Below are 23,228 nucleotides of genomic sequence, written 5' to 3' on the forward strand. Positions count from 1 at the left end.
CGAGACCCCCATGATCCATCGCCGCCACGCGTTGCGGGCCGCCGCCGCGCTCAGCCTGTTCGCCCTGACCCTGGTCCCCGGAAACGCCCGGGCCGCCGAGGCGGGCAAGCTCCGCATCGGCTTCCAGAAATCCTCGACGCTGATCGCCCTGCTGAAGGAGGAGTCCGCCCTGGAGAAGGCCCTGGCGCCGCTGAACGTCACCGTCACGTGGCACGAGTTCACCAGCGGCCTGCCGATCATGGAGGCCCTGAATGCCGGGCAGATCGACGTGTCGGCGGATGTGGCCGACACCGTGCCGATCTTCGCCCAGGCCGCCCAGGCACGGATCGCCTACATCGCCCAGGAGGCGGCCTCGCCGACCGCGCAGGCGATCCTGGTCGCGGCCGATTCGCCGATCAGGACGGTGGCCGACCTGAAGGGCCGCAAGGTCGCGGTGACCAAGGGGGCCGGCAGCCACTACCTGCTTCTGGCCGCCCTCGCGGCCGAAAAACTGCCCTTCAAGGCGATCAGCCCGGCCTACCTGACGCCGTCGGACGGGCGCGCGGCCTTGGCCAGCGGCAGCGTCGAGGCCTGGGTCGCCTGGGACCCGTTCCTGTCGGCGGCCGAGCAGCAAACCGGCGCCCGCGTCCTGCGCGACGGCACTGGCCTGTCCCAGTACAAGCGCTACTACCTGGCCGGGGCCGACTACGCGACGCAGCGCGCGGACGTGCTCGCGCTGCTCTTCGGCAAGCTGCGCGAGACCGGGACCTGGGTGAAGGCCAACCCGGACGCCGCCGCCGCCCGCCTCGGCGCCCTGTGGAAGCTCGACCCGGCCATCGTCCGGCAGGCGAATGCCCGGCGCAGCTACCAGGTCGAGCCCGTCACCCACGCCGCCCTCGCCGAGCAGCAGACCATCGCGGACGCCTTCCGCGCCGAGGGCCTGCTCCCCCGCGCCGTCGACGCCGCTTCCCTGCCGATCTGGGCGCCGCCGGGTCTCTGATCGGGCCGGCCTCGCAATGCCCCTACGGGGCGCCCGAGGCCGGACTGTTCAGCGGATGCCGCCGCTGGCGGTGATGTTCTCGCCGGTGAGCCAGCGGGCCTCGTCCGAGGCCAGGAAGGCGACGACGTCGGCGATGTCGCCCGGGTGGCCGGCACGGCCCAGCGGCGTCTGGGCGACGAAGCCGGCCTCCATCTCCGAACCGGTGATGCCGGCGCTGTGCGTGCCCTCGGTGACCACGTAGCCCGGGCTGACCGTGTTGACCCGGATGCGGCGCGGGGCGAGCTCGTTGGCGAGGACGCCCGAGATCGCGTTCACGGCGCCCTTGGTCCCGCTGTAGACCGCGGCGGCCGGGGTGCTCACGTGGGTGATGGCCGAGGAGATGTTGACGATGCTCCCGCCCTCCCCGAGGTGCTTGGCCGCCGCCCCGGAGGCGAGCAGGACGCCGAGCACGTTGACGTCGAAGAGCCGGCGGTAATGCGCCTCCGTGACCTCCTCGATCGCGGCGAATTCGTAGACGCCGGAATTGTTGACCAGCACGTCGAGCCGGCCGAACTGCGCCACCGCCGCCGCGATCAGGGCCTGCGCCTCCGCGGGCTTCGAGACGTCCGCCCGCACCGCGATCGCCCGCCCGCCCGCGGCGGTGATCTCCGCCACCACCGCCTCCGCGCCCGCCTGGCTCGAGGCGTAATTGACCACCACCGCCGCGCCGTCCCGTGCCAGCGCCGTGGCAATTCCCGCGCCGATGCCCTTCGACGCGCCGGTCACGACGGCCACCTTGCCCTGAAGCTTCGACATCTCAGCATCCTTCGACCCTGGGCCGGCGCCGCCATGGCGCCTTGCGTCCCATAGTTCGGAAGTTCGGAACTTCCGAAGCGGAGATCAAGACCCTAGATGTCGAAATCATGAGACCGCTGTTCCACCCCGCGCCCGAGGACCTGCAAGCAAGTGCGATCCTGCACGCGCTGGCCGACCCGAACCGGGCCGCGATTTTCGCCAACATCATGCGGGCCGGCTGCGTCGAGGCCTGCGCGTCGCTCGCGACGGTGGGCGACCGGGTGATCCCGAAATCCTCGCTCTCCAACCACTTCAAGGTGCTGCGCGAGGCCGGGCTGATCCGCAGCGAGCGCCACGGCGTCGAGATGCGCAACCACGCCCGCTGGGACGAGGTGGAAGCCCGCTTCCCGGGCCTGCTGCGATCGATCCTGAACGCCTATGCGGGCGAAGGGCCACGGGGGGAGCCGCCCCTGCCTGCCTCCGATCCCGACTAGCTGCGGGCGTTCCGATCGCCGACAAATCCGCGCCGTCATTCCGGGGCGCCGAAGGCGAGCCCGGAATCCAGAGCCGCCGACAGTGCAGGTCATTGCACCACATGTGTTTCTGGATCCCGGGTTCCGCTGCGCGGCCCCGGGATGACGGGGTGCTTAAGGTGGAGGGCACGGGGGGTGATGGAGCTGCCCCTCGGCCGACCCCCTCACCCTGCGGCCGCCAGCGCCTTCTGGAACTCCGCCTCGGGCAGGAGCGCCCCGCCGGTGGTCCACACCACCTGGGTGGCGTCGCGCCAGTCCGGCCGGGTCGCGAGCGTCGTGCGGACCGCCGCGAAGGCGGCGGCGGCCGAGGGTTCGAGGCGCAGGGCCGCTCGCTGCCAGAGGTCGCGAACCCCGGCGAAGAGCGCGGAATCCGTCACCGTGACGATTCCCGCGATGAGCGGGCCGACGGTGCCGGCGACGAGGAGCGAGGCGCTCGACACCGCGAGGCCGTCGGCGGCGGTGCGGTTGTCGAGGCCGATGTCGTAGACGCTGACCGGCCGGTCGAGCCCGGCGGCGAGCTGCACCAGCATGCAGGGGGCGGCGACGGGCTCGACGAAGACGCAGTGCACCGCGTCGCCGAACAGGAGCTTCAGCCCCAGGGTGACGCCCCCCGGCGCCCCCCCGACCCCGCAGGGCAGGTAGACCACCAGGGGATGGGCGGCATCGACCGCGATGCCGGCCGCTGCAAGCTGGCGCTGCAGATCGAAGGCCGCCGCGGCATAGCCGAGGAACAGGTCGACCGAGCTCTCGTCGTCGACGAAATGCGCGTCCGCCCGGTCCCCGAAGGCCTCCCGCGCCGCCGCGACCGCGCTGCCGTAATCGCCCGCATGCTCCACCACCCGGGCGCCGATGTCGCGCAGGCGCTGCTTCTTCCAGGCCTTGGCGTCGTGGGACATGTGGACCTCGACCTGGAAGCCGAGCGCGCGGGCCATGACGCCGACGCTGAAGCCGAGATTGCCGGTGCTGCCCACCGCCACGGTGAAGGCCCCGAAGGCTGCGTGGATCTCGGGCTCGGCCAGGCGCGCGTAGGACTCGCCCGCGCGCAGCCAGCCCCGCGACAGGGCCAGCCGCTCGGCCGTGACCAGCACCTCGTAGACGCCGCCGCGCGCCTTGATGCAGCCCGTCACCGGCAGGTCGTGGTCGGCCTTCACCCAGACGGCCGGTGCCTCGCTGCCGCAGAGATGGGCGGCGACCTCCGGGGCCAGCGGCAGCAGGGGCGAATCGATCCGCCCGGTCTCCAGCTCGGGGAACAGCGCCTTCAGCAGCGGGTCGCACCGGCGCCAGCGCGCCTCCGCGTCGCGCACCTCGGCGAGGCCGAAGGTGAGCCCGGGCAGGACCTCGGCCGCCGACCGGACCTGCGGGTTGCACCAGACCGTCGGACGCCCTGCGCGCACGGCCTCCGGAATTCCCTGCGGTTGGTCGGACATGGGGGTGGACCTTTATCGGTGGTTAAAAGCGTGAGCGCGACGCAGCCCTCCTCCCCCTTGTGGGGAGGAGCTGAAGGTAAGGGTGGTTGGGCGACCAGCGATCTTCGGACGCCAGTTTAGCCACCCCCCCCCCTGACCCCTCCCCACAAGGGGGAGGGGAACGCGCCCTGCGTCCGGGCCGTGCGTCGGGCGAAGCCGGCAGCCTTCTCAACAAGCCACGCGACCCGGTCGCAACCAGTCTCAAATATTTAGCGGCGCATTGTCGACCACCTCCTTCATGACGAAGAAGGTCCGGGTCTGGCGGACCCCCGGCAGGGCGATCAGGGTCGCGCTGTGGAGGCGGTTGAAATCCGCCATGTCGGAGACGCGGATCTTGAGGAAGTAGTCGAAATCGCCGGCCACGAGGTGGCAGTCGAGCACCATCGGCATGGCCCGGGCCGCGGCCTCGAAGGCGGCGAAGCTCTCCGGTGTGGACCGGTCCAGTACCACGCCCACCATCACCAGGGAGCCGCGCCCGACCTTCTCCGGCGCGATCTGCGCCCGCACGCCCCGGACGTAGCCCTCGTCGAACAGGCGCTGGATGCGCCGGTGGCAGGTGGCCGCGCTGGTGTTCACCCGCTTGGCGATCTCGGCATTGCCCATGCGCCCGTCGGCCTGGAGCAGGCGCAGGATCTTCAGGTCCATGCGGTCCAGCCCTGCGTCCATGGAAGATCCTTTCGCCAGGGGCACTATCGACGAAAGCGATGTCCGTCGCGAGGGGCTGCAAGCCGAACATTGCAAAATCCGAACCCCGATTTCGAGAGCACCTTTCGCAGCCTCTTTGCTAGCGTTTGTGGGCTGACCACGAAGGACCCCGCCCATGCTGTCGCAATTCGAGCGCTATCCCCTCACCTTCGGCCCGACCCCGATCGAGCACCTGCCCCGCCTGACCGCCCATCTCGGCGGCGACGTGCTGATCTACGCCAAGCGCGAGGACTGCAATTCCGGCCTGGCCTATGGCGGCAACAAGCTGCGCAAGCTCGAATACATCGTGCCCGACGCCATCGCGAGCGGGGCCGACACCCTGGTGACCATCGGCGGCGTCCAGTCCAACCACACTCGCATGGTGGCGGCGGTGGCCGCCAAGATCGGCATGAAGTGCCGGCTGATCCAGGAGGCTTGGGTGCCCCACGAGGACGCCGTCTACGACCGCGTCGGCAACATCATGCTGTCGCGCATCATGGGCGCGGAGACCCAGCTCGTGGAGGACGGCTTCGACATCGGCATCCGCGAGAGCTGGACGAAGGCCATCGAAGACGTGAAGGCCAAGGGCGGCAAGCCCTACGCGATCCCGGCCGGCGCCTCGGTGCACAAGTTCGGCGGCCTCGGCTTCGTCGGCTTCGCCGAGGAGGTCCGGGCCCAGGAGGCCGCGATGGGTCTCCGCTTCGACTACGTCGTGGTCTGCACCGTGACCGGCTCCACCCATGCCGGCATGGTGGTGGGCTTCGCCGCCGATGGGCGCGCCCGCAACGTCATCGGAATCGACGCCTCCTGCACCCCGGCCCAGACCAAGGCGCAGGTGCTGGAGATCGCCCGCAACACCGCCGAGCTCATCGGCGCCCCGGCGATCACGGCCGATGACATCGTGCTCAACGCGGACTACGCCTACCCGGTCTACGGCGTGCCCTCGAAGGAGACGGTCGCGGCCATCCGCCTCTCGGCGCGCCTGGAAGGCATGATCACCGACCCCGTCTACGAGGGGAAGTCGATGCAGGGCATGATCGACCTCGTGCAGAAGGGCTTCTTCCCCAAGGGTTCGAAGGTGCTCTACGCCCATCTGGGCGGCGCCCCGGCGCTCAACGGCTACAGCTATACCTTCCGGAACGGCTGAGTTGCCCGGTTCGTCATGGGGCTGACACCTCCGCCCCCGTTGAAAGCCGGGTGCTTCCTTTCGGGGCGGCCGCACGACATGGTCCGTCCCCGACGATCGAACCCGCGCGACCTCAGCCAGGAAAAGTCTCCCCCATGCCGGAATCCCTGCCGGACCGCGACGCCCTCGCCCCCTTCGAGGCCCTGCTGGGCTCCGGCGGGGTCCTCACCGACCCCGCCCTGACCGGGCGCTACACCCGCGACCAGCGCGACCTGATGCAGGGCGAGACCCCCGCCGTGCTGCGCCCGCGCAGCGTGGAGGAGGTCCAGGCGCTCGTCGGGCTCGCCCGGGCCCAGGGCTTCGGCCTCGTGCCCCAGGGCGGCAACACCGGCTATGTCGGCGGGGCGACGCCGGAGCCCGGCCGGCGCCAGCTCGTGGTCACCCTGGAGCGGATGACCCGCATCCGCGCCGTCGACCCCCTGAACTTCACCCTTTCGTGCGACGCCGGCACCATCCTGGCGGACGCCCAGAAAGCCGCCGAGGCCGACGGGCTGTTCCTGCCGCTGAGCCTCGGCTCCGAAGGCAGCTGCCGCCTCGGCGGCAACCTCGGCACCAATGCGGGGGGTCTCCAGGTCCTGCGCTACGGCATGGCCCGCGACCTCGTCCTCGGCCTGGAGGTGGTGCTGCCGGACGGAACGCTCTTCTCCGACATGCGGACCCTGCGCAAGAACAACATCGGCTACGACCTGAAGCAGCTCTTCATCGGTGCCGAGGGGACGCTGGGCATCATCACCGGGGTCGTCCTCAAGCTCTGGCCGGCCCAGGGCCAGCGAGCCACCGCCTGGCTCGAACTCGCCGCAGGGGCGCCGATCCCCGAGATGGCCGCCCTGGTGCGCCGGGAAACCTCCGACCTCGCCTCGACCTTCGAGCTGATCTCCGCCTCCTCCCTCGGCCTCGTTACGGAGATGCGCGGCGCCGAGACCGGCCTGAAGGCCGGACCCGGGGGGGCGGTGCTTCTCGAGCTCACCGCTTCCTCGGAGCGCATCCCCCTCGACGACGTGCTGATGGGATGCCTGGAGGCCCTGATGGAGCGGGGCTGGGTGGTCGACGCGGTGCTGGCCCAGTCCGAGACCCAGCGCCGGGCCTTCTGGGCGGTGCGCGAGACGATTCCCGAGGGGGAGAAGCATGCCGGCGGATCGGTCAAGCACGATATCGCCGTGCCGATCTCCCGCCTGACCGATTTTCTCGCCCGCGGGGCCGCCCTGCTCGCCGAGCGCCTGCCGGACGTCCGGCTCTCGGTCTACGGCCATGTCGGCGACGGCAACCTGCACTACAACCTCGTCGTGCCGGCGGGCCGCGACCGGGTCGCGTTCACGCGCGAGATCGAGGCGGGTTTTGCCCACGACCTCTACACGATCGCGCTGGAATACGGCGGCGGATACAGCGCGGAATATGGCATCGGTCGCTTCAAGCGCGACCTGCTGGAACGCTACTCGGATCCCGCCCGCCTGCGCCTGATCGCAGCGGTCAAGCACGGCCTCGACCCGGACGGAATCATGAACGCGGGCGCGCTGGTCTAGGGACGCCTCAGTGCTGGAAGGAGAGCGTCGCCCGGGTGCCGATCGGACCGCCGCCATAGACCAGGGCCGAGCGCAGGTTCGTCGCCATCGCCCGGATGATCCGGGAGCCGAGGCCGGTGCCCCGCGGCTGGCCCTCGCCGGTCCAGCCGATGCCGTCATCCTCCACGGTCAGGGTCAGGCCATCGCTGCCCTGCCGAGCGATGGAGACCCGGATTTCCCCTGACGCCTCAGGGGGATAGGCGTATTTGTAGGCGTTGGTCACGAGCTCGGTAACCACGACGCCGACCGAGACGGCCTTGTCGGTGGCGAGCCGCACCGGCGCCGCGTCGAGGCGGATGGCGTGGTCGCGCCCGGCCGCCTTCATGGCTGCCTGGAGCTCCTCCACGAGGCTCGCCAGGTAGGCGTCGAGGTCCACCGCCTCCACGTCGTCGGAGGTGTAGAGCCGGCGGTGGATGCCCGCGATCGCCGAGATCCGGGCCTGCATCTCCTGGAGTGCGGCCTTCGCCGCCGGGTCCGTCACCGCGTTGGTCTGCATGTGGGTCAGGGCCGCCACCAGCGCCAGCGAGTTGGCGACGCGGTGGTTCACCTCCCGCAGCATGATCTCGGCCCGGTCGCGCGCCTCCCGCACCGCCTGCTCGGCCCGCTCCTTGTCCCGCCGCAGAGCCTCCTGCCGCAGAGCGGTATCGATGGCCTCGCCGAGGAGCTCGCGGAACTGGCCCTGCAGGTCCTTCCAGACGTAGTCGACGGCCCCCGCCTTCAGGGCCGCCACCGCGACGCGGCTGTCCTCCGAGCCGGTGACGTAGACCACCGGCGGCGCCTCCGGCAGGGCGCGGATGGCCGGCAGGATGTCGAGGCCGGTCTGCCCAGGCATGTGATGATCGAGGGCGACGACGTCGATGTCGCCCTGCCCGAGACGCGCCAGTCCGGCATCGCCGTCGAGGGCAAGCTCCACGGCGTAGCCCCGCGCCGTGAGGGCGCGCTGCACGAGCCGCCCCAGGCCGGGGTCGTCGTCGATGTAGAGGACGCGACCGCGGCCTGGAGGCGCGGACTCGGTCATGTGCGGTCCGATGTCATGGGTTTTCCGGCACCTGCATCACGGAGAAGAACAGCCCGAGCTGCCGGATGGCGTTGGCGAAGCCCTCGTAGTTGACGGGCTTGGTGATGTAGACGTTCGCGCCGAGGTCGTAGCAGCGCTGGATCTCGCGCTGGTCGTCCGTCGTGGTGAGGACGACGACGGGCGAGCGCTTGGTGTGGGTGTTCGCCTTCACCTTCTCGAGGATGTCGATGCCGGTCATGTCCGGCAGATTCAGGTCGAGAAGGATCAGCAGGTGGCGCTTGGCGCTCGCCTCGCCGGTGCCGTCGGCGCCGAGGAGATATTCGAGCGCCGACGTCCCGTCCCGGAAGGGCAGGATGGTGTTGTTCACACCGGCGCGGCGGATGTTGCGCTCGATCAGGCGCGCATGGCCCTCATCGTCCTCGATCATGACGATTTCGACGGCGTTCACGCTTCCTCCGCACCTATTCGGCGGCGAGCCGCATCGGCGGCCCGTCCTGTCCCTGACCTGTAGCGGTCTCGCGCGGCAGCGTCACGCTGAAGGTTGTGCCCACCCCCAGTTCCGACGCGACCTCGATCCGGCCGCCGAGGGACCGGACCAACGCCTTGACGTGGGCAAGCCCGATGCCCTCCCCCGGCCGATCCTGCGCTCCGGAGCGTCGGAACAGTTCGAACACCCGTGCATGGTCCCGCTCGGCGATGCCCCGGCCATTGTCTGCGACGCTGTAGCGGACGCGGCCGCCCCCCAGCACTTGTGCCTTGATCTCGATCCGCCCCGGCCGTGCCGGGTCGAGATACTTGACCGCGTTGTCGATGAGATTGCCGAAGATCTGCTCGATCGCCAGCCGGTCGGCGACGAGACGCGGTAGGTCCGGCGCGATGACGACGCGGGCGCCCACCTGCTCGGTCTGGTGGTGCTGTGCGTCGGCGAGGCGGCACAGCAGGCTCGTCATGTCGAGGCGTTCCGGCGTGAAGCTGCGCCGCCCTTCCCGCGACAGCTTCAGGATGGCAGCGATCAGGCGCTCCATGCGCGTCACCGCGGCCTTGATGAAGCCGAGAGCCTCGCCGAGATCCGCGTCGATCCGCTCCGCCTGCGGGTGCCCCTGCAGGGCGGCGCGCACGTCTTCGCGGGTCGTTTCCAGCTCGCTCGTGAACCCCATGACATTCACGAGGGGCGCGCGCAGGTCGTGGCTCACGATGTAGGCGTAGCGCTGGATCTCCTCGTTGGACTCGCGCAGTTCGGCTTCGGCTTGGCGCTGCTCGGTGATGTCGGTGTGGACGCCCACCCATTCCCGGATCGATCCGTCATCGTGAAAGACCGGCACGGCGCGGATGGCGTAGTGGCGCCAGGCGCCATCGGCGGAGCGCACCCGGTGCTCGTGAACGAAGGTCCGCCGCGCCCGCACGGTCTCGTTCCACGCCTCGATGCTGGTCTGCTGATCGTCGGGGTGGACGGCCTTGGCCCAGCCGTAGCCTTCGTACTCGGCTCGGCTCTGCCCCGTGATGGCGCTCCAGCCCGGCTGCTCGCCGAGCATCCGGCCCTCCGCATCGTTGGTCCAGAGCACGCCACGCACGGCCTGTACCGCGGCGCGGAAGCGCCCCTCGCTGGCCTGGAGGTCGCCCTGGACCCGCTGCTGGTCGAAGGAGGAGGCGAGCATTGCCAGGAATAGGATCAGGAAGGTCGCGCCGGCCACCGCCAGCGCCAGGTTCTGCTGTACGGCGCCGAGACCGGTCGGATGCGCACCGGCGCCTTCGGGCGAGAAGGTCGCCGCGGCCATGCCGGTGTAGTGCATGCCCGCCACCGCGAGGCCCATCACGGTGGCGGCGATGAGCGTCTGCCATACGCTGTTCTGGCGCAGGGTGAGCCAGAGGGCCGCCGTCGCTGCCGTGACCGCGATGACGACTGACAGCGCCACCAGCGGCCAGGCATAGGTGAGATGGCCCGGCATCTGCATCGCTGCCATGCCGGTGTAGTGCATCGCGGCCACCCCCAGGCCCATGACAGGGCCGGCGACGAACAGGTCGCGTCGCGTCGCGCCCGGCCGGCTGATCCACGCGAAGGCGGCACCGGTGCAGGCGATGGCCAGCGCGAGGGACAGGGCCGTGGTGCCGAGGTCGTAGGCGACCGGCATTCCCATCTCGAAGGCCAGCATGCCGACGAAGTGCATCGACCAGATCCCGCCGCCCATCGCGCAGGCGGCGGCAGCGATCCAGGCCCAGCGGCGCCTGCCCGCCGAGCCCCGGCCGCGGCCACCGAGATCCAGCGCGGTGTAGGAGGCGAAGATCGCGATCGTGACGGACAGGGCGACGAGCGCCGGATTGTAGCCGGTGTGGACCATCGGGGGCGCGGAGAGACCGTTTTGACCGTGAAAGCGTCAGCCTAGCGGGTCTTCGCCTCGAGGACCATCGGCGCCGAACGCGGAGGACGCGCCGGCCCGGTGCCGGGCTGCACTACCCCTCGGGGCACACATGCCGTAAGGCCGCAGCACCCGCCCGAACCCACATGAGCCCGTGATCCGCATCCCATGATCCGCCTCGAAAAAATCGGCAAGCAGAACGGCCGCCAGATCGTCTTCATCGAGGCCTCCGCCGCCCTCCAGCGGGGCGAGAAGGTCGGTCTGGTCGGCCCCAACGGTGCCGGCAAGACCACTCTGTTCCGGATGATTACCGGCGAGGAGCAGCCCGACGAGGGCCAGGTCGCCGCGGATCGCGGCATCACCATCGGGTATTTCAGCCAGGACGTCGGCGAGATGTCCGGCCGTACCGTCGTCTCCGAGGTGATGAACGGCGCCGGCCCTGTCAGCGAGATCGGCGCCGAGCTGAAGGAGGTCGAGCAGGCCCTGGCCGACCCCGACCGGGCCGACGAGATGGAGGCGCTGATCGAGCGCTACGGCGAGGTCCAGGCCCGCTTCGAGGAACTCGACGGCTATGCCCTGGAGGGGCGTGCCTACGAGGTGCTGGCGGGCTTGAGCTTCTCCCAGGAGATGATGGACGGCGACGTCGGCAAGCTCTCGGGCGGCTGGAAGATGCGCGTGGCGCTCGCCCGCATCCTCCTGATGAACCCCGAAGTCATGCTCCTCGACGAGCCGAGCAACCATCTCGACCTGGAGAGCCTGATCTGGCTCGAAGCCTTTCTCAAGGGCTATGAGGGCGCCCTGTTGATGACTTCGCACGACCGCGAGTTTATGAATCGCATCGTCACGAAGATCGTCGAGATCGACGGCGGACAGCTCACCACCTACTCGGGCGACTACGCCTTCTACGAGCAGCAGCGCACGCTCAACGAGACGCAGCAACAGGCCCAATTCGAGCGCCAGCAGGCGATGCTCGCCAAGGAGATCAAGTTCATCGAGCGTTTCAAGGCGCGGGCCTCCCACGCTGCCCAGGTGCAGAGCCGGGTGAAGAAGCTCGACAAGATCGAGCGGGTGGAGCCGCCCAAGCGCCGCCAGAGCGTCGCCTTCGAATTTCTGCCCGCCCCCCGCTCCGGCGACGACGTCGTGATGCTCAAGAACGTGCACAAGCGCTACGGCAGCCGCACCATCTACGAGGGCCTCGACTTCTCGATCCGGCGGCGCGAGCGCTGGTGCGTGATGGGCATCAACGGGGCCGGCAAGTCGACGCTCCTCAAGCTCGTGACCGGAACCGCCAAGCCCGACGACGGCAACGTCGCGGTTGGTGGCAGCGTCAAGCTCGGCTACTTCGCGCAACACGCCATGGACGTGCTGGACGGCGACCGCACGGTGTTCGGGTTCCTGGAGGATTCCTTCCCGCAAGCGGGCCAGGGCTCTCTCCGGGCGCTGGCCGGCTGCTTCGGCTTCTCGGGAGACGACGTGGAGAAGCGCTGCCGCGTGCTCTCAGGTGGCGAGAAGGCCCGCCTCGTGATGGCGCGAATGCTCTACGACCCGCCGAACTTCCTCGTCCTCGACGAGCCTACCAACCACCTCGACATGGGCACCAAGGAGATGCTGATCGCCGCCCTGGCGAACTACGAGGGGACGATGCTGTTCGTGAGCCACGACCGCCACTTCCTCGCCGCCCTGTCGAACCGCGTCCTCGAACTTACGCCGGACGGAATCCATCAGTATGGCGGCGGCTACACCGAGTACGTCGCACGCACGGGTCAGGAGGCGCCGGGACTGCGGAGCTGATGGTCGACGCGATGGGGCTGCCGGCATTCTGGCTGATCCGATGCTGGCTCGCAGCGGACAGGTCGACCGCGGCTCGCATCACGAGCCTGCAGGCAGTTCGTGGAGGAGGAACTGTCGTACGAACAGCCCCTTGAGGCTGCCATCGGACACAGGACGACCGTTGGAAGGGAGGCGCTCTCCATCCCTGAACTTGAAATGAACAAAAAGTCAGATTAACTGAATATGAACGAACAGCCTTCCACACTCGGCTGCCACTCACCAACCAGGAGTACGGATATGTCCTGCGGACTGTTCCAGAACCTGCCGGGCGCTCATGAAATGGGAGGGCTTCAGGCCCTTCCGAGTGAGCCGTGGCTTCTCCCGATCTCGGACCGATTGGACGCCGCGACGACGGATGCCGATCGACTGGAAGCGACTGTGCGGCTGTCCGTTCGTCCCTTCCAGCGGGCTGCGAACGCCCTGATGGCGGTGCTTCTGCTTCTCCTGTCGGTGCAGATCGGTGCGGATTGGATGAACGCTCGAACCCCGCATCCGACCACAAATCAGATCGCGGACGCGACGCCGCCGGACATGCCGGTGACGAAGGCCACGCTGACCATCAACAACTGAGCGCTTTTCGTGTCAGTCGCATGACCGACCCGCTCCCGAGCGGGTCGTGAAGCCGCCCGCTTATTCGTCGCGGCGGCGGGATCGACCCCTCCTTCGGAACGACCTCAACATCGTGAGATCGTTGTTCGCCAGCCGCGTCATCCCTTGATGTGCGGGACGATCGGCACCTTTCAACCACCCCCCCTAAGGTTCCCTGATCGCGTTCTGAGCCCAGTCAACGGCCGGGTGTCGGCGCGCGGTTAGGCCGGGTCAAGCGGTGACCGAAGCCGGCTGCGAAGCCGCGGTCGATCGCGGGTCACCATCCTCCTCCTCGGCCAGTCCGGGCTTTCGCTGCGAAAGCGTGAGGATGAGCACCGGCAGGATCAGCAGGATGAGAAGCGGCGCCAGGCTCATGCCGCCAACCACGACCAGCGCCAGGGGCTTCTGAACCTGCGATCCGACACCATTCGAGAAGGCGGCCGGCAGGAGGCCGACGCCGGCGACCACGCAGGTCATCACCACCGGCCGGAGCTGCGTGTGACAGGTCCGCAGCATCGCCCGCACTCGCTCCTCTCCCTCGTTGATCAGACCGTTGAAGTGCGACAGCACGATGATGCCGTCCATCACGGCGATGCCGAGGAGCGCGATGAATCCGATCGCCGCCGAGACGCTGAACGGTGTGTCGGTGATCACCAGGGCGAGCACGCCGCCGGCCGCTGCCATCGGGATGACGCTGAGCGCCAGCAGCATGTCGATCGCGGAGCCGAAGTTCATGAACAGCAGGATCGCGATGAGGCCGATGGCGATCGGGACTGTCACCGACAGGCGCGCCAGGGCACCCTGCATGTTGTTGAATTCGCCCACGAGTTCGAGGCGGTAGCCCCGCGGCAGGGCCACCTCGGCGTTCACGCGCTCTCGTGCCTCCAGGATCGCGCTGCCGAGGTCGCGGTCGCGGACGCTAAACTTCACCGGAAGGTAGCGCTCCTGGCCCTCCCGGTAGATGTAGGCCGGCCCTGAGACGAGGGCGACCTGGGCGACCTCGCTCAAGGGCACCTGCATCAGCGTGCCGTTCGGCCCCTGCCCGGAGATGCGCAGGTTGCGGATGGAGGCCACGCTCTGGCGGAACTGCTCGGCGAGGCGGATGACGATCGGATAGTGACGATCCGAGCCGCTGTCGTAGAGGTCGCCGGCGCTGTCGCCGCCGATGGCGGTGCGGACCGTGGCATTGATGTCGCCGGGGGTGAGGCCGTAGCGTGCGGCACGGACCCGGTCGACGTCGATCTGCACCGTGGGCTGACCGAGCGACGTGAACACGCCGAGATCGGTGACGCCGGGCACCTTGCGGAGCACGGCCTCGACCCGATTGGCGACCGCCGTCAAGGTTTCGAGGTCGGATCCGAACACCTTGAACGAGTTCTCGCCCTTGATGCCGGAGACCGCCTCGGCGACGTTGTCCTGCAGGTACTGCGAGACGTTGAACTCCACGCCGGGGAAATCGGTGCGCAGCCGGTCGAGGAGATCGCCGACCATCCGGTCCTTGGTCATGCCCGGCCGCCACTTCTCGGCCGGCTTGAGCGGCGCGAAGAACTCGCCGTTGAAGAAGCCGGCGGCATCGGTGCCGTCATCCGGGCGGCCGTGCTGCGAGACCACGCTCTCGACCTCCGGCACCGCTGCGATGATGCGGCGGATCCGGTTGACGTAGAGGTTGCCCTCCTCCAGCGAGATCGTCGCCGGCATGGTGGCACGCAGCCAGAGATTGCCCTCCTCGAGTTTGGGCAGGAATTCCAGGCCGAGCTGGCGCCCCGCCACGCCGACGCCGGCGGTGAGCAGCAGCGCGAGGCCGAGGGTTAGGATGCGATTGCCCAGGGCGGCGCGGATGGCGGGCCGGTAGAGCCGGTCCAGGGTCCGCACGAGGATCGTCTCGACCTCTTCGACATGGGCTGGAAGGAGGTAGGCGGAGAGGACTGGCGTCACCGTGAAGGTGGCGATGAGCCCGCCGAGCAGCGCGTAGGCGTAGGTCTGCGCCATCGGCCCGAAGATGTGGCCTTCCACCCCCGTCAGGGTGAAGAGCGGCAGGAAGCCCGTGACGATGATGATCGCCGCGAAGACGATCGAGCGACTGACGTCCCCGGAGGCTTGGCAGATCCGCAGGAGCTTGCCTGCGAGGCCCGGCCGGACCACCTCCCCTGTCGGTGCACCGTGACCGGAGAGCCGCCGGAAGATCGCCTCCACCATGATCACCGTGCCATCGACGATCAGTCCGAAATCCAGGGCGCCGACGGAGAGCAGGTTCGCCGACTCGCCGCGCACCACCAGAATGATGACGGCGAAGAACAGCGCGAAGGGGATGGTCGCCACCACGATGAGGGCGCTGCGCAGATTGCCGAGAAAGAGCCACTGCACGATGAGGATCAGCACGATGCCGACCAGCATGTTGTGCAGCACGGTGTGCGTGGTGACCGCGATGAGGTCGGCCCTGTCGTAGATCCGCTCGATCCGGACGCCCGGCGGCAGCAGGCCCATGGCCTCGATGCGCCCCACCTCCGCCTGCACGGCAGCGATGGTCGGCGTGCTCTCCTCGCCCCGCCGCATCAGCACGATGCCCTGGACGATGTCATCGTCGTCGTTCATGCCGGCGATGCCGAGGCGTGGCTGGTGCCCGATCGTGACGGTGGCGACGTCCTTGACCAGCACCGGTGCGCCGCCCGACTGTGTCAGCACCGTCTCGCCGATGTCGTCGGTGGAGCGAATCAAGCCGACACCGCGCACCACAGCCGACTGGGTGCCGAGATTGATCCGGTTGCCGCCGACGTTCAGGTTGCTGTCGTTCAGGGTTTTCACGACGCCCGACAGTGTCAACCCGTAGGCGGTGAGCCGGTCGAGGTCGACGGCGATGTCGAAGGTCTTGGTCTTGCCGCCCCAGCCGATGACGTCGATGACGCCCGGCACGGCGCGGAAGCGCCGACGCAGCACCCAGTCCTGCAGGGATTTTAGGTCAAGGACGCTGTAGCCCGCCGGCGCCGTCAGTTTGTAGCGAAAGATCTCACCGATGGGGCTCACCGGCGAGATGGTCGGCTTGGCGCCGTTGGGAAGGGCGTCGAGCTGGGCCAGCCGGTTCAGCACCTGCTGCTCGGCCTCGCGGTAGCTGAACTCGAAGCCGAACTGCAGCTTCACATCCGACAGCCCGTAGAGGGAGACCGAGCGGACCTGCTTCAGGTTCGGCAAGCCGGAGGTGATCACCTCGATCGGCACGGTGACGTAGCGCTCGATCTCCTCGCCCGACAGACCATTCGCTTGCGTGATCACGTCGATCATCGGCGGGGTCGGGTCCGGATAGGCCTCGATGTTCAGGGTTCGGAAGGCGACCAGCCCGCAGGCCAGCAGCAGAACGAACGCGAGAACCACCAGGGCACGCTGGCGCAGCGCGAGATGGACGAGGCCGGTCATGCGTTGGGTTCCTGCTGACGGGAGCCGACGGATCAGCCCCGGGTCACCATCCGGTCGATGAATAGGGAGCCGCGCGAGATCACACGCTCGCCGGTCGCCAGACCTTCGAGGATCTCGATCTTGCTTCCGTCGATGATGCCGGGTTTGACCCGGCGGCTCTCGACCGTGTTGTCGGCCTTCAACACCCAGACGCTCGCCTTGCTGCCCTCCAGCACGACCGCTGCACGGGGAACCGATTGCGATAGGGTTTCGCGCTCGTTGATGATGCGCACGGTGGCGTACATCTCGGGCTTCAGCAGATTCTGTGTGTTGTCGATATCGGCCCGAACCGTGATGCGACGGGTCGTCGGGTCGACGGACGATCCGATGAAGTTGATCCGCCCCTCGAAGACCTTGTCGGGATAGGCGAGTACGCGGAACTTGAGCCGATCGCCGAGATCGACCTTCGCCGCGTCCGGCTCACGCAGCTGCGCGATGAGCCAGACCTTGGACAGGTCGCCGATGATGTACGAGGGGTCGCTGCCCCCGGTGCCGACATACTGACCCGGTCCGATCTTGCGCTGGATGATCGTTCCCTTGAGGGGCGCGTTGATCGCCGTTTCGGGGTTGATCGAGCCCTTCTGTAGATTGGCGACCTCGTCGTCGCGCAGGCCCAGGATGCGCAGCCGGTTGCGCACGGCCTCCAGACCGACCTCGGCCGTCCGGGCATCGTTGGTGGCCGTGTTCAGATCGTTCTGCGCGGATTGGAGCTCGCGCAGCGTGGTGACCCGTGAATCATAGAGATCGTGCAGGCGCTTCTCGGCGGCCTGGGCGTAGCCGAGTTGCGACCGTGCCTTGGCCAGGACGTTCAAGGCCGCAAGATAATCGTTCTGGGCCTGGACCATCTCGTTGGCCTGGATCGAGAAGAGGCGCTCACCTTTCTGCACCTGCTCGCCGGTGCGCGCGAAGATGGCGATGACCCGACCCGGATAGGGGGAGAACACCGGGGTGGCCTGATACTCGTCGACGCCGATCTTACCCTCGGTGGTGATCTCCTCGTAGAAGAGGCGCTGCTCCACCGTCTCAGTGTCGATGGCGGCCAGCTGGTCCGGGCTGAGGACGAAATCGCCGTTGCTCGGTGGTGTGACCGTGACGGCTGCCGGCGTCGGCGTCGTTGCAGCACCCGCGAGCGTACTGGGCAGCCACAAGAAGCCAGCAACGCAAAGACTTGAGGCGACTAAGAGAATGGAAACCTGAGTGCGATGCTTCAACCCGACGAGTGGAGCGAACGAACCCTGAGGCTCAATCATCGAATCAATCTCGCATGTCTTCGCATTTGTGCACTCATCCGGTCCAGCCGGATGGTGCGTCGGTCTGTAGAAGGCCGTCACCTGAGATACAAGCGTGGCCCATTCACGATTTGGTCGCGTCGTCCATCGCGTGATCGGTGTGACTTCCCAACCCAGAGAAACGGGTCGCTCCGACAGATCGCGCGGCTTTCCAATATTGGGCTGGCGCCCGTCGTTCGGCCCGTGTGGGAGCTGAAAGTTCGGACGAGAAAACCCCGCGGACCCTAAGGCCTGCGGGGTTAAAGTTGCGTCACATGAATCCCTGGGAGGGACCTTTGGTATACTACATGCCAATTAGGGCGCAGCAAGGGGTATCGTGCGCCATGACGATTTATCCTGCCAGCGACACTGCGGGGCGCAGAGAAATCTTTTTCATCGGTCCCCCCTGCCCTTCATTCCCACTCGATCGTTCCGGGCGGCTTCGAGGTGATATCGTAGGTCACGCGGTTGATCCCCTTGACCTCGTTGATGATCCGCGTTGCCACCCGACCGAGGAACGTCATGTCGAACGGATAGAAATCGGCAGTCATGCCGTCGACCGAGGTCACGGCGCGCAGGGCGCAGACGTGGTCGTAGGTGCGTCCATCGCCCATCACCCCGACAGTTTTCACGGGAAGGATCACCGCGAAGGCCTGCCAGATCGTGTCGTAGAGGCCCGCGTTGCGGATCTCCTCCAGGTAGATCGCATCGGCCTTGCGCAGAGCTTCGAGCTTCTCGGGGGTGATCGTGCCGGGGCAGCGGATGGCAAGGCCCGGACCCGGGAAGGGGTGGCGTCCGACGAAGGCCTCCGGCAGCCCGAGCTCCTTGCCGAGCACACGGACCTCGTCCTTGAACAGCTCGCGCAGGGGCTCGACGAGCTGCATGTTCATGCGCTCGGGCAGGCCGCCGACATTGTGGTGGGACTTGATCGTGACCGAGGGACCACCGGTGAACGAGACGCTCTCGATCACGTCCGGGTAGAGGGTGCCCTGGGCCAGGAAGGCGGCGCCGCCGATCTTCCTCGACTCGGCCTCGAACACGTCGATGAACAGGCGCCCGATGGTCTTGCGCTTCTGCTCCGGGTCGCTGACGCCGGTCAGCTCGCCGAGGAACAGGTCCTGCGCCTCCACATGGACGAGGGGGATGTTGTAGTGGTCGCGGAACAGGCGCACGACCTCCTCGGCCTCACCCATGCGCAGGAGGCCGTGGTCGACGAAGACGCAGGTGAGCTGCTCGCCGATCGCCTCGTGGATCAGCACCGCCGCCACCGCTGAGTCGACGCCGCCGGACAGGCCGCAGATCACCCGCTCCTTGCCGACCTGCGCTCGGATCTTCTCGATCGCCTCCTCGCGGTAGGCGCCCATGGTCCAGTCGCCGGAACAGCCGGCGATGTCGCGCACGAAGTTGCGGATCAGGAGGGCGCCATGCGGCGTGTGCGCCACCTCCGGATGGAACTGCACCGCGTAGTACTTGCGCGCTTCGTCCGCGACCGCCGCGAAGGGGGCGTTCTTCGACATGGCGACGGTCGTGAAACCGTCCGGCAGCTTCGTGACGCGGTCGCCGTGGCTCATCCAGACGGGGTAGTGCTCGCCCACGTGCCAGACGCCCTTGAACAGGGGGCAATCCGACAGGATCTCGATCTCGGCCCGACCGAACTCCGCGTGGTGCCCGCCCTCGACCTCGCCGCCGAGCTGGGCCGCCATGGTCTGCTGACCGTAGCAGATGCCGAAGACCGGCACGCCGGAATCGAACACGATCTGCGGGGTCCGGGGCGAGGCGTCGGTCGTCACCGATTCGGGACCGCCCGAGAGGATCACGCCCTTGGGCTTGGTTTCGGCGAAGGCTTCGGCCGCCTTGGTGAAGGGGACGATCTCACAGTAGACGCCCTCCTCGCGAACGCGGCGCGCGATGAGCTGCGTCACCTGGCTGCCGAAATCGACGATGAGGATCTTATCGTGCTCTGTAGTCATGGAACCGGAGTTAGACGAGGCCTCGGTCCGGTGCAACGGATCACCCCGCAGAGCCGCCCCGCGGCCGGCATCGGGCTGGGGATGCGGCGCAAAGGACCGTTAACCCGGTGTTCACCGCCGGGCGTCGACACCGTGCGCCCCCAGCAACGAACAGGAGCCTCAGCCATGAGAGCCACCATCTTCGGGATCGCCACCCTCGCCCTCGCCGGCTTCGGAGCCACCTCGGCCTCCGCCTTGCCCGTTCCGGCCGGCATCGCACCCACCAGCGGGATCCAGCAGGTCCGCGTCGTCGAGCGCACGGTGATCCGCGGCCCCCGTTGCAAGACCGTCGTCACCAAGCGCCGTGGGCCGATGGGCCGGATGGTCGTGGTGCGGAAGCGCCGCTGCTTCTAAATTGCGCCGCTCCTCCTGAGCAGATGTCTGGAATGGCCCCCATGTGGGGCCATTCCTCGTTTCAGGCCAGCCGCTCCAGAGTGGCGACGTAGAAGCCATCGGTGCCGGTCCGGGCGGGACTCATCTGGAGGCCGTGCCGGGTCAAGCGGACGACAGAGCCGAGATAGGGGGCGTGCTCGGCGAGAATCTCGGAGGCTGAGACCACCGCAAAGTCGTCCGACCGACGCGCGAGGAGGTCGGCGACGGCCGCGTCGTTCTCCTCGGGGAGCAGCGAGCAGGTGATGTAGGTGATGCGACCGCCGGGGCGCACCAGCCTTGCGGCCCGGTCGAGTACCGTGGCCTGGTCGGCGACGCGTGTGCTCAGGGCATTCGGGCGCATCCGCCACTTGGCATCGGGATTACGCCGCCACGTGCCGGAGCCGGTGCAGGGGGCATCGACGAGAACGCGGTCCGCGCGGCCATCGAGGTCTGCGAGGACGTCGGTGCGGGCCTTACCGGCACGGGGCGTGCGGATCTCCGCGACGGCGCCGGCGCGCCGTAGGCGCTCGTGCATCGGGGCGAGCCGGCGCGGATCGTCGTCACTGGCGATCAAACGGCCGGAGTTCTCCATCATCGCGGCCAGGCTCAGGGTCTTTCCCCCGCCGCCGGCGCAGAGATCGATGACGGTTTCGCCGGGCCGTGCGCCGCTGAGAAGGCTTGCGAGCTGCGAGCCCTCGTCCTGAATCTCGTACCAGCCGTCGATGAACTCCGGCTCGACATGGAGGGCCGGGCCGCGTCCGTCGTCGCCGATGGGGATGCGCAGGCCATTGGGCGCGTGCGAGGTCGGTTCCGGTGTGAGGTGGGCGAGGCCCGCCAGGGCCTCTGCGCGGCTGCGCTTGAGGGTGTTGACACGGATGTCGAGGGGCGCGCGTCGGCCGAGGGCCCGTAGTTCGTCGAGGATAGCGGATCCGAAGGTCGCCTCGAGGGAGGGGAGCACCCATTCGGGAACATCGCCGGCGACATGGAGCGGGGCGTCGACCAGGGTGCCGTCCGTCAAGCGCGTCCGTTCGTCTGCGGTCAGTGGCTCCGGGGCGAAGCGTTCGCCGCTGAACATCTCCGCGATGGTCGGGGCAGCGAGACCGTATTGGAGCCGCAGCATGCCGATGACGAGGCTGCGCGGGCTCTCGTCGGCCATGATCCAGGCGGCGGAGGCGCGCCGGCGCAGGGTGTCGTAGACGAGGCTGGCGATGGCGGCCCGGTCGCCCGATCCGGCGAAGCGATGGGCGAGGCCCCAATCCTTCAGGGCATCGGCGGCGGGGCGGCGGCGCGCGGCGATATCGGCGAGAACCTCGATGGCGGCGGAGAGGCGGGCGGGGGGCGTCAGGGCAAGATCCTCGGGTTCCGGGCAGTCGCTTTCGGCGGGCGCCGCGATACGGCCACGCTTCGGACTGCGGCCGGACACAATACAGTCGAGCTTCCGGCGCGTTTACGGCTCAGCTTGCGCCACGGTGCCGCGCGGAGCGGACGCCTGGAGCTTTAGAGAACCCCATGTCTCCCGTCATCCATCTCAGCCTCGCCGGCCTCGTCATGCTGGCGGTCGCCGCCTGTTCCACGGCGCCGGACGCCCCCGACCTGTCGGCGCCGCCCCCGCGCCGGCTCGATGCCAAGACCCAGCTCGAATACGGCGCGCCCCCGCCCCCGCCGCCCGGCCCGCGCTACTGAGGGTTCGCAGCCGCCGACTCGCGGGCGCGGCGGTTCTCGTAGGCCTTCAGGTGCGTGTAGACCCGGTCGAGCATCGGATGCCCGGCCGCATCGGGGGCCCGCGCGATCAGGTCGCCGATGATGTGGTCGGCCTCGATCCGGGCACCGCCCTCGATGTCGCGCAGCATAGAGGCGGTGAAGGCCGAGCCCTCGGCGGTGAGCGTCCTGCGCGTGTTGTCCATCACGGTCGACCGCGGTGGGTAGCCAGCGGCTTCGGCGATGGCGCGGCACTCCTCCATCAGCGCCGTGATGAAGGCGAGCCCGCCCGGAGCGGCCATGATGTCGCCGATGGTGGCGCGCATCAGGCAGGTGGCCCCGGCCAGGGTCGCCAGGAAACTCCATTTCTCCCACATTTCCAGTAGCATATTCTCGCTGAGGCGGGGCTGGAAATTCACGCCCTGCATCAGGGCCTCGATGGCCTCGACGCGGGCGGAGCGGCCGCCGGCGCGCTCCCCGTAGGTCAGGGTGTGGAGCGGGTTCATCTGGCGGATCTCGCCCGCGGGGCCGAGAGTCGCCACGATGGCGCAGGAGCCGCCGAGCACACGGTCCGCACCGTATACCACGTCGAACGCGTCGAGGTGGCGCATCCCGTTGAGCAGGGGCAGGATCGCGGTGTCGGGTCCGACGGCCGGCGCGACGTCGGCGATGGCGCTGTCGAGATCGTAGGCCTTGCACGAGAACAGCACGAGGTCGAAGGCGCCGCCCTTGCCGGCGGCGAGGTCGGCGGCGGTGACGGTCTGTGGCGCCGGAATGTGCAGGTTGCCGGCGGGACTCTCGACCCTCAGCCCGGCCGCGGCGAGCTTTGCCGCGCGGGCCGGACGGACCAGGAAGGTGACGTCGCGGCCGGCCTCGGCGAGGCGTGCGCCAAAGTATCCGCCGGTGGCTCCGGCGCCGACAACGAGCACGCGCATGGTCTGATCCCTTTCGTCGTTCGCGGATCGCGGCCCGATGCGGCCACCCATCCGTCAGGCCGCGTCATCGTCCCGGGTCAGACGCCGATCGGCGCCAGGAAGATCCGGAACGCGAAGAGGATCCACATCACCAGCAGCACCAGCGTGCCGACGGCATAGGCGCGGAAGCGGTGCGGGATGTGGTTCGTGGTGAGATAGACGCCGGCATGGACGACGCGCGTGGCCACGAAGACCCAGGCCAGGATCACGAACAGGAGGTCGGCCTTGCGGGTGGCCAGGGCGAACCCGACGAGGACGTAGAACAGCACCGGGATCTCGAACTGGTTCGAGAAGGTGTTGGCGGCCTGCTGGGCCGGGGCCGGCCAGTCGCGCTGGCCCAGTGTCAACGCGCGGTCCTTCACGGCGCCGCCGCGCACCGCCGAGAGGCGCATCCGCCCGGTCCAGAACAGCAGCGCGAAGGTGAGGAGGACCTGGGCGAAGACGGGCGCCAGGATGGCTTGGACGGTCACGGCGATTCCTATCGGGCGG

At 68.6% G+C, this 23,228-nt stretch carries 19 protein-coding genes and 1 pseudogene; 8 read left to right on the plus strand and 12 right to left on the minus strand.

Annotated elements, in window-relative coordinates:
- Positions 1 to 10: 10 nt before the first annotated feature.
- Positions 11 to 979: an aliphatic sulfonate ABC transporter substrate-binding protein gene (locus ASF20_RS06465; protein ID WP_056272211.1), complete on the plus strand. Its 969-nt coding sequence runs from the start codon at positions 11 to 13 to the stop codon at positions 977 to 979.
- Between the two features lie 48 nt (positions 980 to 1,027).
- Here the strand turns inward: ASF20_RS06465 and ASF20_RS06470 are convergent, their stop codons facing one another.
- On the minus strand, positions 1,028 to 1,774 hold the full coding sequence (locus tag ASF20_RS06470; RefSeq protein WP_056272214.1) for a glucose 1-dehydrogenase: 747 nt from the start codon (positions 1,772 to 1,774) through the stop codon (positions 1,028 to 1,030).
- A gap of 107 nt (positions 1,775 to 1,881) precedes the next feature.
- On the opposite strand from ASF20_RS06470, the gene ASF20_RS06475 reads away from it, so the two are divergent.
- Positions 1,882 to 2,247: a helix-turn-helix domain-containing protein gene (locus tag ASF20_RS06475; protein WP_056272218.1), complete on the plus strand. Its 366-nt coding sequence runs from the start codon at positions 1,882 to 1,884 to the stop codon at positions 2,245 to 2,247.
- 203 nt (positions 2,248 to 2,450) lie between these two features.
- On the opposite strand, the gene ASF20_RS06480 is transcribed toward ASF20_RS06475, so the two are convergent.
- Both ASF20_RS06480 and ASF20_RS06485 read right to left on the minus strand, forming a co-directional pair.
- Positions 2,451 to 3,713 carry a D-serine ammonia-lyase gene (locus ASF20_RS06480; RefSeq protein ID WP_056272222.1) on the minus strand — a complete coding sequence of 421 codons (1,263 nt, stop codon included), beginning with the start codon at positions 3,711 to 3,713 and terminating at the stop codon, positions 2,451 to 2,453.
- Between the two features lie 240 nt (positions 3,714 to 3,953).
- A complete protein-coding gene (locus tag ASF20_RS06485; RefSeq protein WP_056272225.1) occupies positions 3,954 to 4,418 on the minus strand; it encodes an Lrp/AsnC family transcriptional regulator in 465 nt (154 codons plus the stop codon).
- 154 nt (positions 4,419 to 4,572) lie between these two features.
- On the opposite strand from ASF20_RS06485, the gene ASF20_RS06490 reads away from it, so the two are divergent.
- Positions 4,573 to 5,583: a 1-aminocyclopropane-1-carboxylate deaminase gene (locus ASF20_RS06490; RefSeq protein WP_056212762.1), complete on the plus strand. Its 1,011-nt coding sequence runs from the start codon at positions 4,573 to 4,575 to the stop codon at positions 5,581 to 5,583.
- A 134-nt stretch (positions 5,584 to 5,717) separates the two neighbouring features.
- Positions 5,718 to 7,142, plus strand: coding sequence for an FAD-binding oxidoreductase (locus tag ASF20_RS06495; protein WP_056272236.1), 1,425 nt, complete (start codon positions 5,718 to 5,720; stop codon positions 7,140 to 7,142).
- Positions 7,143 to 7,149: 7 nt separating this feature from the next.
- Here ASF20_RS06495 and ASF20_RS06500 read toward each other — a convergent pair whose 3' ends face one another.
- From ASF20_RS06500 to ASF20_RS06510, 3 genes and pseudogenes are all read right to left on the minus strand, one after another.
- Positions 7,150 to 8,199 (minus strand): response regulator, encoded by a 1,050-nt coding sequence (locus ASF20_RS06500; protein ID WP_056272240.1) that lies wholly within the window; start codon positions 8,197 to 8,199, stop codon positions 7,150 to 7,152.
- A gap of 13 nt (positions 8,200 to 8,212) precedes the next feature.
- The gene (locus tag ASF20_RS06505; RefSeq protein WP_056212883.1) at positions 8,213 to 8,626 is read right to left on the minus strand and encodes a response regulator; all 414 of its coding nucleotides are present in this window, start codon (positions 8,624 to 8,626) and stop codon (positions 8,213 to 8,215) included.
- A gap of 34 nt (positions 8,627 to 8,660) precedes the next feature.
- Positions 8,661 to 10,550, minus strand: a pseudogene (locus ASF20_RS06510) (MHYT domain-containing protein); the annotation flags it as partial.
- A gap of 171 nt (positions 10,551 to 10,721) precedes the next feature.
- On the opposite strand from ASF20_RS06510, the gene ASF20_RS06515 reads away from it, so the two are divergent.
- Both ASF20_RS06515 and ASF20_RS06520 read left to right on the plus strand, forming a co-directional pair.
- A complete protein-coding gene (locus tag ASF20_RS06515) occupies positions 10,722 to 12,344 on the plus strand; it encodes an ABC-F family ATP-binding cassette domain-containing protein (RefSeq protein ID WP_056272246.1) in 1,623 nt (540 codons plus the stop codon).
- A gap of 276 nt (positions 12,345 to 12,620) precedes the next feature.
- Complete coding sequence (locus ASF20_RS06520) at positions 12,621 to 12,953, plus strand: hypothetical protein (protein WP_056272251.1); 333 nt, start codon at positions 12,621 to 12,623, stop codon at positions 12,951 to 12,953.
- Positions 12,954 to 13,202: 249 nt separating this feature from the next.
- Here ASF20_RS06520 and ASF20_RS06525 read toward each other — a convergent pair whose 3' ends face one another.
- From ASF20_RS06525 to guaA, 3 genes are all read right to left on the minus strand, one after another.
- Complete coding sequence (locus tag ASF20_RS06525; RefSeq protein ID WP_056272254.1) at positions 13,203 to 16,379, minus strand: CusA/CzcA family heavy metal efflux RND transporter; 3,177 nt, start codon at positions 16,377 to 16,379, stop codon at positions 13,203 to 13,205.
- Positions 16,380 to 16,411: 32 nt separating this feature from the next.
- Positions 16,412 to 17,749 carry an efflux RND transporter periplasmic adaptor subunit gene (locus tag ASF20_RS06530; RefSeq protein ID WP_244476346.1) on the minus strand — a complete coding sequence of 446 codons (1,338 nt, stop codon included), beginning with the start codon at positions 17,747 to 17,749 and terminating at the stop codon, positions 16,412 to 16,414.
- A gap of 350 nt (positions 17,750 to 18,099) precedes the next feature.
- Entirely contained in the window at positions 18,100 to 19,656 is a 1,557-nt protein-coding gene (gene guaA / locus ASF20_RS06535; protein WP_056272257.1) for a glutamine-hydrolyzing GMP synthase, read from the minus strand.
- A gap of 165 nt (positions 19,657 to 19,821) precedes the next feature.
- On the opposite strand from guaA, the gene ASF20_RS06540 reads away from it, so the two are divergent.
- The gene (locus tag ASF20_RS06540) at positions 19,822 to 20,049 is read left to right on the plus strand and encodes a hypothetical protein (RefSeq protein WP_056212771.1); all 228 of its coding nucleotides are present in this window, start codon (positions 19,822 to 19,824) and stop codon (positions 20,047 to 20,049) included.
- A 61-nt stretch (positions 20,050 to 20,110) separates the two neighbouring features.
- On the opposite strand, the gene ASF20_RS06545 is transcribed toward ASF20_RS06540, so the two are convergent.
- Entirely contained in the window at positions 20,111 to 21,412 is a 1,302-nt protein-coding gene (locus tag ASF20_RS06545; protein ID WP_056273607.1) for an RsmB/NOP family class I SAM-dependent RNA methyltransferase, read from the minus strand.
- Positions 21,413 to 21,576: 164 nt separating this feature from the next.
- Between ASF20_RS06545 and ASF20_RS24565 the strand changes: the two genes are divergently transcribed.
- Positions 21,577 to 21,750, plus strand: a complete 174-nt coding sequence (locus ASF20_RS24565) for a hypothetical protein (RefSeq protein WP_200927196.1) — start codon at positions 21,577 to 21,579, stop codon at positions 21,748 to 21,750.
- Here ASF20_RS24565 and panE read toward each other — a convergent pair.
- Entirely contained in the window at positions 21,744 to 22,700 is a 957-nt protein-coding gene (panE, locus tag ASF20_RS06550) for a 2-dehydropantoate 2-reductase (RefSeq protein WP_056273609.1), read from the minus strand. The two genes, ASF20_RS24565 and panE, sit on opposite strands and share 7 nt — an antisense overlap.
- Positions 22,701 to 22,777: 77 nt before the next feature.
- Positions 22,778 to 23,209 carry an MAPEG family protein gene (locus tag ASF20_RS06555; protein ID WP_056212774.1) on the minus strand — a complete coding sequence of 144 codons (432 nt, stop codon included), beginning with the start codon at positions 23,207 to 23,209 and terminating at the stop codon, positions 22,778 to 22,780.
- Between the last annotated feature and the right edge of the window lie 19 nt (positions 23,210 to 23,228).

The organism is Methylobacterium sp. Leaf88 (assembly GCF_001422795.1).
Taxonomy (GTDB): Bacteria; Pseudomonadota; Alphaproteobacteria; order Rhizobiales; family Beijerinckiaceae; genus Methylobacterium.